Origin of the sequence: Pseudomonas sp. A25(2017) (assembly GCF_002001065.1) — a bacterium.
Taxonomy (GTDB): Bacteria; Pseudomonadota; Gammaproteobacteria; order Pseudomonadales; family Pseudomonadaceae; genus Aquipseudomonas; species Aquipseudomonas kilonensis.
Map to the genome: position 1 here is coordinate 1 of NZ_MUOA01000109.1, position 9,875 is coordinate 9,875.

11 protein-coding genes are annotated in these 9,875 nt (G+C 62.7%); 6 read left to right on the forward strand and 5 right to left on the reverse strand.

The window, feature by feature from the left end:
- Nucleotides 1-257: 257 nt before the first annotated feature.
- Nucleotides 258-701 (reverse strand): RNA polymerase-binding protein DksA, encoded by a 444-nt coding sequence (gene dksA / locus B0E42_RS25930; protein ID WP_018609331.1) that lies wholly within the window; start codon nucleotides 699-701, stop codon nucleotides 258-260.
- Nucleotides 702-1,052: 351 nt separating this feature from the next.
- On the opposite strand from dksA, the gene B0E42_RS25935 reads away from it, so the two are divergent.
- Nucleotides 1,053-2,225, forward strand: a complete 1,173-nt coding sequence (locus B0E42_RS25935; RefSeq protein ID WP_018609332.1) for a pyridoxal phosphate-dependent aminotransferase — start codon at nucleotides 1,053-1,055, stop codon at nucleotides 2,223-2,225.
- A complete protein-coding gene (sfsA, locus tag B0E42_RS25940; RefSeq protein ID WP_018609334.1) occupies nucleotides 2,225-2,971 on the forward strand; it encodes a DNA/RNA nuclease SfsA in 747 nt (248 codons plus the stop codon). Before B0E42_RS25935 ends, sfsA begins: the two co-directional genes overlap by 1 nt.
- Here sfsA and B0E42_RS25945 read toward each other — a convergent pair.
- Complete coding sequence (locus B0E42_RS25945) at nucleotides 2,927-3,244, reverse strand: Rieske (2Fe-2S) protein (protein WP_018609337.1); 318 nt, start codon at nucleotides 3,242-3,244, stop codon at nucleotides 2,927-2,929. The genes sfsA and B0E42_RS25945 overlap by 45 nt on opposite strands.
- A gap of 254 nt (nucleotides 3,245-3,498) precedes the next feature.
- Between B0E42_RS25945 and B0E42_RS25950 the strand changes: the two genes are divergently transcribed.
- From B0E42_RS25950 to B0E42_RS25965, 4 genes are read left to right on the forward strand one after another with little or no spacing between them, the layout of a single operon-like run.
- Entirely contained in the window at nucleotides 3,499-4,377 is an 879-nt protein-coding gene (locus B0E42_RS25950) for a hemin ABC transporter substrate-binding protein (RefSeq protein WP_077508296.1), read from the forward strand.
- A 50-nt stretch (nucleotides 4,378-4,427) separates the two neighbouring features.
- Nucleotides 4,428-5,411, forward strand: a complete 984-nt coding sequence (locus B0E42_RS25955) for an iron ABC transporter permease (protein WP_168188541.1) — start codon at nucleotides 4,428-4,430, stop codon at nucleotides 5,409-5,411.
- Nucleotides 5,411-6,178 carry a heme ABC transporter ATP-binding protein gene (locus B0E42_RS25960; protein ID WP_053181924.1) on the forward strand — a complete coding sequence of 256 codons (768 nt, stop codon included), beginning with the start codon at nucleotides 5,411-5,413 and terminating at the stop codon, nucleotides 6,176-6,178. The genes B0E42_RS25955 and B0E42_RS25960 overlap by 1 nt, the downstream gene beginning before the upstream one ends.
- A gap of 16 nt (nucleotides 6,179-6,194) precedes the next feature.
- A complete protein-coding gene (locus tag B0E42_RS25965; protein WP_053181921.1) occupies nucleotides 6,195-7,049 on the forward strand; it encodes a ChaN family lipoprotein in 855 nt (284 codons plus the stop codon).
- Nucleotides 7,050-7,270: 221 nt separating this feature from the next.
- Here B0E42_RS25965 and B0E42_RS25970 read toward each other — a convergent pair whose 3' ends face one another.
- The 3 genes from B0E42_RS25970 to B0E42_RS25980 all read right to left on the reverse strand — a co-directional run bounded on the left by B0E42_RS25970 (nucleotide 7,271) and on the right by B0E42_RS25980 (nucleotide 9,750).
- On the reverse strand, nucleotides 7,271-7,543 hold the full coding sequence (locus tag B0E42_RS25970; RefSeq protein WP_018609346.1) for a TfoX/Sxy family protein: 273 nt from the start codon (nucleotides 7,541-7,543) through the stop codon (nucleotides 7,271-7,273).
- A gap of 220 nt (nucleotides 7,544-7,763) precedes the next feature.
- On the reverse strand, nucleotides 7,764-8,105 hold the full coding sequence (locus B0E42_RS25975) for a pentapeptide repeat-containing protein (protein ID WP_014340229.1): 342 nt from the start codon (nucleotides 8,103-8,105) through the stop codon (nucleotides 7,764-7,766).
- An 88-nt stretch (nucleotides 8,106-8,193) separates the two neighbouring features.
- Nucleotides 8,194-9,750: a bifunctional aminoglycoside phosphotransferase/ATP-binding protein gene (locus tag B0E42_RS25980; RefSeq protein ID WP_018609350.1), complete on the reverse strand. Its 1,557-nt coding sequence runs from the start codon at nucleotides 9,748-9,750 to the stop codon at nucleotides 8,194-8,196.
- Between the last annotated feature and the right edge of the window lie 125 nt (nucleotides 9,751-9,875).

A 9,875-nucleotide genomic window follows, 5' to 3' on the forward strand; every position in this document is an offset into this window, starting at 1 on the left:
CGATGTAGGGGGCGGTGGCAGTCATAGGGCGAATGTTACTGGGTCCGGGCGGGCAGAGGCATACATCTTGTGATCACGATATTCCCCTGTGGGAGCGGGCTTGCTCGCGAATGCGGTGTGTCAGGTAAAGCATAGGTTGAATGATTCATCGTCTTCGCGAGCAAGCCCGCTCCCACAAGGGCTCACTAGCTTTGGGTAAACAACGCAAATAAAAAACGGAGCGTATGAACGCTCCGTTTCGGTGACAGCCCAGGCGATTATTTACCGACCTGTTTTTCCTTGATTTCCGCCAGGGTCTTGCAGTCGACACACATGTCGGCGGTCGGACGGGCTTCCAGTCGCTTGACGCCGATCTCGACGCCGCAGGACTCGCACCAACCGTATTCTTCGTCTTCGATCAGTTGCAGGGTCTTGTCGATTTTCTTGATGAGCTTGCGCTCGCGATCACGGGCGCGCAGCTCGAGGCTGAACTCTTCTTCCTGACTCGCACGGTCGGCCGGGTCGGGGAAGTTGGCCGCGTCGTCTTTCATGTGATCCACGGTGCGGTCGACTTCCTGCATCAAGTCCTGTTTCCACTTGTTCAGGATCTTGGTGAAGTGCGCGCGCATGGGGGCGCCCATGTACTCTTCGCCAGCTTGCGGGACGTAAGGCTCAAACCCGCTGAGCGACTGATTTTGATTTTGCTTTGCTTGGGTGGGCATGAATGGACCGCCTCTACTCTTGTAATCCACTACGCAGGATTGCTCCATCACCGACACCTGCCGGCCCTGCGGCTGCAAGCGGGCGAACTTACCAGATCAAATCGGGCCGCGCTACTCCCGGTTGTCGAGCCTGCGGCGGCCGGGGCCTGTAAAACGTGACGGGGTTCGCTTCGGTGAGGATGTAAACCTGCTCAATGCTTGATTCTAGTCAAGCCTGGGCCAATCGCGGGAGTCATTTCCAGCAATCCACGGGCTCAGACCGCTTGCGGTTCGCGCGTGTTCGCGCAGTTGTTTCTGACTTGGCGGGAGAGTTGGGTAGAATCGGTTCTCTTTTCCCCTGAAGGAAGGCCAATGGCTCAGCCCTACAGTGCGCGCAGCCGCGCCATCGAACCTTTCCATGTGATGGCGCTGCTGGCCCGTGCCAACGAGCTGCAGGCCGCCGGGCATGACGTCATCCACCTGGAGATCGGCGAACCGGACTTCACCACCGCCGAGCCGATCATCCAGGCCGGCCAGGCCGCGCTGGCGGCGGGCAAGACCCATTACACCGCGGCCCGTGGCATTCCCGAGCTGCGCGAGGCCATCGCTGGTTTCTACGGCCAACGCTATGGGGTGGAAATTGATCCCCGACGCATCCTCGTGACCCCAGGCGGGTCCGGCGCGTTGCTGCTGGCCAGCGCTTTGCTGGTGGACCCAGGCAAGCATTGGCTGCTGGCCGACCCCGGTTATCCGTGCAACCGTCATTTCCTGCGCCTGGTCGAAGGTGCGGCGCAATTGGTGCCCGTGGGGCCGGAGGTGCGTTACCAATTGACGCCGGACCTGGTGAACCGTCATTGGGACCAGGACAGCGTCGGTGCGTTGGTGGCCTCGCCGGCCAACCCGACCGGGACGATTCTCACCCGGGACGAGCTGGCGGGGTTGTCCAAGGCCATCAAGGGCCACAACGGCCATCTGGTGGTGGACGAGATCTATCACGGCCTGACCTACGGCACCGACGCCGCCAGCGTGCTGGAAGTCGATGACGATGCCTTTGTCCTTAACAGTTTCTCCAAGTATTTCGGCATGACCGGCTGGCGACTTGGCTGGCTGGTGGCCCCTCCGGCGGCCGTCGGCGAGTTGGAAAAGCTCGCGCAGAACCTCTACATCAGTGCGCCGAGCATGGCCCAGTACGCCGCCCTGGCCTGTTTCGAGCCCGCGACCATCGAGATCTTCGAGCAGCGGCGGGCCGAGTTCGCGCGGCGCCGTGACTTTCTACTGCCGGCCTTGCGTGGGTTGGGCTTCGGTATTGCGGTGGAGCCGGAAGGGGCGTTTTACCTCTATGCCGATATCAGCGCGTTCGGCGGCGATGCCTTTGCGTTTTGCCAGCACTTCCTGGAAACCGAGCACGTGGCCTTCACGCCGGGCCTGGATTTCGGCCGTCATCAGGCCGGCCATCATGTGCGTTTTGCTTACACCCAGAGCCTGCCGCGACTACAGGAAGCGGTGGCACGAATCGAACGCGGACTACGGAGCTGGCAAGGCTGATGCGTTTTTCCCCTGCGTTGGAAGAAGGTCGCTTGATTCGACGTTACAAGCGTTTTCTTGCCGATATCGAGACCGTTCACGGCGAGTTGCTCACCATTCATTGCCCCAACACCGGCTCGATGCTCAATTGCATGGCTGAGGGCGCGCGTGTCTGGTTCAGTCGCTCCAGCGACCCCAAGCGCAAGTTGCCCGGCACCTGGGAAATCGGCGAAACCCCTCAGGGACGGCTCGCCTGCATCAATACCGCGCGGGCCAACGCGTTGATCGAAGAGGCCTTGCGCGCTGGGGTCATCAGCGAATTGAACGGGTTTACCGGGCTCAAGCGTGAAGTGGCTTACGGTGTGGAAAACAGCCGTATCGATTTTCGCCTGGACTATGAACAAGGCTCGGCCTGGGTCGAAGTCAAAAGCGTCACGCTGGGGTTCGATGGCACGAATGTGGCGGCGTTTCCCGATGCGGTGACCCAGCGCGGGGCCAAGCACCTGAGGGAACTCGCCTGCCTGGCCCGGGAAGGTGTGCGGGCGGTGCAGCTGTATTGTGTGAACCTGAGCGGCATCGAAGCGGTGCGCCCGGCACAGGAAATCGACCCGGTGTACGCCGCAGCCCTGCGTGATGCGGTGGCGGCGGGTGTGGAGGTGCTGGCCTACGGGGTTACGTTGACGCCCGAGCAGATGTGGGTGGACCGTGCGTTGCCGGTGTTGCTAGAGCTCGACCCAGATGCCTTGCTCGTCCTCCCGGCTGTCTAAGGCAGCGAGGAACTGACCGGCGCAGGGGCCGGCCACGCATTCACCGCTCTCGATCAGAAACAGCGCGCCGTGGGTGGCGCACTGGATCAGGCTGGCGCTGGGGTCGAGGAACTGGTCGGGTTGCCATTCCAGCGGCACGCCCCGGTGCGGGCAGCGGTTGAGATAGGCATACACCTGGCCGGCGCGTCGCACGGCCAGTACTTTGCGCCCATTGATGTCGAAACCGCGACTGCCGTTGTCGGGCACTTCGGCGGCGGTACAAAGAAACTTCATGGGTGTCTCAATATTTGTGTTGAAAAGTCCCCTGTGGGAGCGAGCCTGCTCGCGATAGCGGTGGATCAGCCAGCCTTAATGTGACTGACACACCGCTATCGCGAGCAGGCTCGCTCCCACAGAGGTTCATGCCACAGATGTCTATGCTTGACGGTCAAATGAAAACAATTATCAAATGGCGCCTCCTTCGCAGGTGGCTGAGGATACTTGGCCGGGACCGGTCCTGTGAAAAACTTCTTTGAGGAAGCTGCCCGATGCGCCTGAACATCCGCGTTGTTGCGCTCTGTGTCGCACTGTTGCTCAACCAGGGGGCCAGCGCTGCCGACTTGCCGCAACGCTGGGTCAGCGTCGGTGGCGCCGTGTCGGAGTGGATCAGTGCGCTGGGGGGCGAGTCGAAGCTGGTAGGCGTGGACTCCACCAGCCAGCATCCTGAATCCTTGCGGGCCTTGCCCAGTATCGGTTATCAGCGACAGCTATCGGCGGAGGGCGTGCTGAGCCTGCGTCCGCAGATCCTGGTCGGCACCGAGGAAATGGGGCCACCGCCCGTGCTGGCGCAAATTCGCAGCGCCGGTGTGCAGGTCGAATTGTTCTCGGCCACACCAGACCTGCCGGCCCTGCAGGGCAATCTGCGGCACCTGGGACAGTTGCTGGGGGCCGAGGCCGAGGCGGCGCGGTTGTTCGACCGTTATCAAAAACAACTCACCCAGCAACAGGCCCGGGTGACAGAGGCCCAGCGCAAACAAAAGGCCCCCGGCGTATTGCTGTTGGTGGGCAGTTCCGGCGGCAAGCCACTGGTCGCAGGCAAGGGCACTTCTGCTGATTGGCTGTTACAGCAGGCCGGCGGTCACAACCTGGCGACCCACAGCGGCTATAAATCTTTTTCCGTGGAAAGCCTAGCCAGCCTGAATCCCGAAGTACTGGTCTTTGCCGACCGTGCCCTGAGCGGTGAGGAAGCGCGTGCCGCACTGTTCCGGGAAAACCCGATTCTTTCCTCGACCCGGGCCGCCAGGGATGGACGTGTCATGGAGCTCGACCCGACGCTGCTGGTGGGCGGGTTGGGCCCGCGGTTGCCACAAAGCCTGGTGACACTGACGGCAGGCTTCTATCCGGTTGCGTCGGCCACGGCGCCATGACCTCGTTGATCAAACCTCGCACCTTGTTCATCGGCCTGGGCCTGCTGTGTTTGTTGGCGACCTGGCTGTCCCTGGCCCTGGGGCCGGTGAGCTTGCCGCTGCTGGACACCTTGCGCGCCGCCTTGCGCCTGTTGGGTCTGCCGGTGGCTGCCGATGGCCTGGAACAGGCCGAACTGATCCTCGGCCAGATCCGTTTGCCACGCACCCTGCTGGGTTTGGCGGTGGGCGGGGTGTTGGCGTTGTCCGGCGTGGCGATGCAGGGGCTGTTCCGTAACCCTCTGGCGGACCCGGGGCTGGTGGGCGTGTCCAGCGGCGCGGCACTGGGCGCCGCGTTCGCCATTGTTGGTGGCTCGGCACTGGGCGGGTTGCCGGAAGCCTTCGGCCCCTACGTGTTGTCGTTGTGTGCATTCCTGGGCGGGCTCGGTGTTACGGCGCTGGTCTATCGTCTCGGCCGCCGCAACGGCCAGACCCATGTCGCGACCATGCTCCTGGCCGGTATTGCCCTGACCGCACTGTCCGGTTCGGCCGTCGGCCTGTTCACCTACCTGGCGGATGACGCGACCCTGCGCACCCTGACCTTCTGGAACCTGGGCAGTCTCAATGGCGCCAGCTATGCGCGGTTGTGGCCGCTGTTGCTGGTCAGCGCCGGCGTGGCGCTCTGGCTGCCACGCCGGGCCAGGGCACTCAATGCGCTGTTGCTGGGGGAATCCGAGGCTGCCCACTTGGGCGTTAACGTCGAAAGCCTCAAGCGTGAGCTGGTGTTTTGTACCGCCTTGGGGGTTGGCGCGGCGGTGGCGGCGGCGGGCATGATCGGCTTCGTCGGGCTGGTGGTGCCGCATCTGGTGCGGCTGGTGGCCGGCCCCGACCACCGGGTGTTGTTGCCTGCTTCGGTGTTGGCGGGTGCAAGCCTGCTGTTGTTCGCCGATCTGGTGGCGCGCCTGGCACTGGCCCCTGCGGAATTGCCGATCGGCATTGTCACGGCCTTCATCGGCGCGCCGTTCTTCCTTTATCTATTGGTGCGAGGGCGCGCCTGATGCTGCGAGCGCAGAACCTGCACATTCACCGCGGCCGCAAGACGGTACTGGCGGACGTCGATCTCGAGCTCAACCCTGGCGAAGTGCTCGGCGTGCTCGGGCCCAACGGTGCGGGCAAAAGTACCCTTTTGGCGGGGCTGTGCGGCGAGTTGCGCCCGGCCCAGGGGCAGGTCTGGCTCGATGACCGGCCACTGGCCCAGTGGCAGGGTGCTGAGCGCGCCCGGCGCCTGGCGGTCTTGCCGCAGTCCTCGACCCTGGATTTTGCCTTCCGTGTCGAGGAAGTCGTCGGCATGGGGCGCCTGCCACACCAGAGTGGTCGAGTGCGCGACGAGCAAATTGTCGCCTTGGCGCTGCAAGCGGCAGACGCCGCGCATCTGCACGGTCGCAGTTACCTGGCGTTGTCCGGCGGCGAACGCCAGCGGGTGCATCTGGCGCGGGTTTTGGCGCAATTGTGGCCGGGTGAAGCGGGGCAAACCCTGTTGCTGGACGAGCCGACCTCGATGCTCGATCCGCTGCACCAGCACACCATCCTCCAGGCGGTGCGTGAATTCGCCAGTCGCGGCGCTGCCGTGCTGGTGATCCTGCATGACCTGAACCTGGCGGCGCGTTACTGTGATCGCCTGTTGCTGCTCGCCTCCGGTCGGCCGGTGGCCCTGGACACGCCCCGGCACGTGCTGCGCCCGGAACCGCTCAAGGCGGTGTTTGGTTTGGACGTGCTGGTGCAAGACCATCCGGAGCGCGGGCATCCATTGATCATTGCCCGCTGAGGGCGCCCTGGAGGATATGGACGTGCGCCTGCTCCTGATTCTGGCATTGAGTGTACTGACGGCGTGTCAGAGCATCGCACCGCCCCCACTCGGCGGACGAATCCGTGATTTGCACACTGGCCAGGCCGTGACGCCCCAGGCCTTGGTCGAGCGCTTGGCCACGGCGCCTCGGGTGGTGGTGGGAGAGCGGCACGACAATCGCGATCACCACGCACTGCAGGTATGGCTGCTCCAGGCCCTGGCGGGGCAGCGGGCCCAGGGCAGCCTGTTGCTGGAAATGCTCACCCCCGCCCAGCAGCCACGCGTTGATTCAGTCCGCCAGCTACCCGCCTTGCCGAAGGACCTGCCCGACGCGCTGGACTGGTCGCCGGGCTGGGATTGGAGCCTGTATGGCCCCGTCGTCGATTTTGCCCTGGCGCAGCGCTATCCGTTGCTGGCCGCCAATCTGGACGCCGCCGAGATCCAACGTTTCTATCGACAAGCTCCCAACTTGATGGGCACTCGCTCCAATGCAGCCACGGTGAAGGACGCGTTGTTGGGGCAAATCCGTGAATCCCACTGCGGTTTGCTGCCAGAGTCGCAAATGCCGGCGATGCTGGCCGTGCAGCAACAGCGTGACCGGCGCATGGCCGAGCGCCTGTTGCAAGCGCCGACACCGGCACTGTTGTTCGCCGGTGCCTGGCATGCGCGAAAGGATGTTGGTGTGCCGCTGCATGCATTGGATCTCGGTGCCAGCGAGGCGCCTATCGTCCTGATGCTGGCCGAGGAGGGCAGTGAGGTGACGTCGGCCATGGCGGATTACGTGTGGTACACGCCGGCCATGCCGGCCCAGGATTATTGTGCGCAGATGCGCGAACACGTCGGTAAGTGATATTGCAGGCAAAAAAAGACCCGGCAAAAGCCGGGTCAAATAACCGTGATTAGCCTGATGAGGAGATATCTGAGAGTCCGAACCAAGGGCTGTTCAAATATCGACCAGTCTCGCGACTGGATGTGGTAATCATAGCGATTCTCATTACCATGTCAAACATTGTTTTGCGATTCGCCGAAATAACCTCGCGGCCAGGGTTCGCGCTGGAAACGAAAGGGGCGTCAGGTCTTATGGCGCGTCGAAATGGCGTCCAGCTGTTTATTCAGGGCTTCTTTGCGCTCGGCGGGGATGTCATTCCAATGCACATCCATCAACGCGCCCTCGATGGCGTACAGCAACACCTTGGAGGCCCGGAAGCCCCGAGTACGCACGGCGCGATAGGCGTCCACCGCGCCAAGCCGGCGTAGATCCGAGGCACTGTGAATGCCCACGGCGTGCAGCCACTGGGCTGATGTCTTGCCCAGATTCTTCAGGTGTTGCAGTTCATCATTCATCGAGCCTCCTTGCGACGGCCGACTGGTGCAGTGGGCAAGCTTCTGAGCAGTGTAGCGGTCAGTAGGAAAAGCGTGATTCTTTGGTCGGATTCGACGCAAAAGCTTCTAATGCATTACGCACGATGAGGTGGGAAAAGGCTGCATTCTCCAGCGCAAGCGGGGGCGCTGGAGATCTGTTCGGTGGTGGCAGGTCGGCGCGTTGGCCGACCTGGTTTACCTGTCAGCGGCTGCGGTAGCGCAGGCGGGTGCCGAAGTTCATCGACATCAGGATCTCGTCCGCAGACAACTCGGGCGGGAAGTAGGCGCCGGATATTTGCGCATGGGCCAGGCTCGCGCCTTCCAATGACGACTTGCGAAAATCGATGCCACGCAAATCGGCGGAACGGAAGTAGGCGTCGCTGAAGTCAACGTCGTCCGCGTTCAGTTCTCGCAGATCAAGGCCTCGAAAGTCGCCGCCGCGCATGTCGACCGGGCCTTGTGGGCGTTCGCTGTTGAACCCGGCGATATCGTCTTTGCGCAGCAAGGCATAAAGCGGGGTATTGAGAAGCTTGGGGAGGCTCATTTCATATCACCTGTTGGTTTTATGACGCCAGTATAGTGCCACTATTTGGCGGCCGTGAAGCCGGGCATCGCTTCACGGCCGAAAATAGTTACAGGCCTGGCAGGCGCTGGCGGATCTGCGCGACCACGATGTCGAGCGTGCCGCTTTCGTTGGTTTGGACCCGTTTGCTGCAGAGAATTTCCGCCGGGGTCAGTGCTTCGCGGCTGGACTGTTGTGCGGCGATGACCGCCAGGTTCGCATCGGAGGGGTCTTGCTGGTCGGCCTGGCGCTGTGCCAGCCGGCTTTCGATGACCGCTTGCGGCGCGTTGCAGTCAAGGATCAGGAACGGAGTACCGGTGGCCTCGGCGACTTTTTCCGCGGCGTCGCGCTGATCGTGCTTGAGGTAGGTGGCATCGATCACCACCGGGAATCCGGCGCGCAGGATCGCTGCGGCGATTTCATGCAGGCGGGTATAGGTGGCGCTGCTGGCGTCGCTGCTATAGATGCCGGCCTGTGGGTCGTTGGGGACCTGTTGCTGGCCGAACAGGCGCTTGCGCTCCACGTCCGAACGCAGGCGAATGGCCCCCAGTGCCTCGACCAGGCGCATCGCGACATGGCTTTTGCCAACGGCCGAAACACCGTGGGTGATGGCCAGGAAGGGTGAAGGAATGGTGCTGTAGCTTTCGGCCAGGTTGGCGTAGTTGCGGTATTGGCGCAGGGTGGTGGCGCGCTGCACCGGATCGGCTTCGGCCGGCATGCTGAACAGCGCGACTTTTGCCCGGACGAGGGCGCGATAGGCTTTATAGAAGTTCAGCAGCTCCAGGCCCTGGTAGTCGCCGGTCAGTTCCAGGTACTGGCTGACGAAGCGCCGCGCCAGCGACTTGAGGCCGCGGTCTTCCAGGTCCATCGCCAGGAACGCGGTGTCGGCGTAGACGTCGGTGAAACGGAACGGTTCGTTGAACTCGATGCAATCGAAAATCACCACCTTGCCGTCGATCACTGTGGCGTTGCCCAGGTGGATATCACCGTGGCATTCGCGGATGAAACCTTCGGCCTTGCGCTGGGTGAACAGCGGCTTGAGGCGTTCGAAACTGCTCTCGGCCCAGGCTTGCAGTGCTTCGAGTTGCAGCAGGTCGGCCTTGTCGTTGAGGAACGGGCGGATCTGTTCGAAGTTCTGCAGCACCGGTGCCATCACGCTTTGCGCAGTGCCAGCGTCGTTTTCGGCGGGCACCTTGGGCGTGGCGAGGTGGAATTGGGCGATCTGCGCGGCCATCTCATCGATGTGCGCGGTGGTCAGCTCGCCGTTGGCTTGCAGTGTGCTGAGCAGTTCGCTCTGCGGGAACTGACGCATCTTCAGGGCGTATTCGATGGCCGGGCCGTCGCCACCCAGCTGTGGCGCTTCGGCGCTGCCGGTAATCGGCAGGACGTCCAGGTACAGGTCCTGGGTCAGGCGCTGGTTCAGACGCAACTCTTCACCGCAGAAATGCTGGCGCGCCTGGAGGCTGGTGAAATCGAGGAAACCGAAGTTGACCGGCTTTTTGAATTTGTAGGCGTATGGCCCGGTGAGCAATACCCAGGAAATGTGGGTCTCGATGACCTGGAACCCTTCGACGGGATGCGGGTAGAGGGCCGGGTTTTGCAGGGCAGCGATCAGGGATTGGCTCACGGGCGGTCCTTCATAGACTGGAAAAATTCAAGGCCGTCATTATGGCCGCAAGCCGCGCTAACGCAAACCACGTGGCGGGCTCATGTTGAACCGCAGCAAAGTGCGTATAATCCGCCGCCATGACT

Bases quoted from the DNA above. Each gene is read 5' to 3' on its own strand.
- dksA (WP_018609331.1), bottom strand. From the start codon at position 701: ATGCCCACCCAAGCAAAGCAAAATCAAAATCAGTCGCTCAGCGGGTTT.
- B0E42_RS25935 (WP_018609332.1), top strand. From the start codon at position 1,053: ATGGCTCAGCCCTACAGTGCGCGCAGCCGCGCCATCGAACCTTTCCAT.
- sfsA (WP_018609334.1), top strand. From the start codon at position 2,225: ATGCGTTTTTCCCCTGCGTTGGAAGAAGGTCGCTTGATTCGACGTTAC.
- B0E42_RS25945 (WP_018609337.1), bottom strand. From the start codon at position 3,244: ATGAAGTTTCTTTGTACCGCCGCCGAAGTGCCCGACAACGGCAGTCGC.
- B0E42_RS25950 (WP_077508296.1), top strand. From the start codon at position 3,499: ATGCGCCTGAACATCCGCGTTGTTGCGCTCTGTGTCGCACTGTTGCTC.
- B0E42_RS25960 (WP_053181924.1), top strand. From the start codon at position 5,411: ATGCTGCGAGCGCAGAACCTGCACATTCACCGCGGCCGCAAGACGGTA.
- B0E42_RS25965 (WP_053181921.1), top strand. From the start codon at position 6,195: ATGGACGTGCGCCTGCTCCTGATTCTGGCATTGAGTGTACTGACGGCG.
- B0E42_RS25970 (WP_018609346.1), bottom strand. From the start codon at position 7,543: ATGAATGATGAACTGCAACACCTGAAGAATCTGGGCAAGACATCAGCC.
- B0E42_RS25975 (WP_014340229.1), bottom strand. From the start codon at position 8,105: ATGAGCCTCCCCAAGCTTCTCAATACCCCGCTTTATGCCTTGCTGCGC.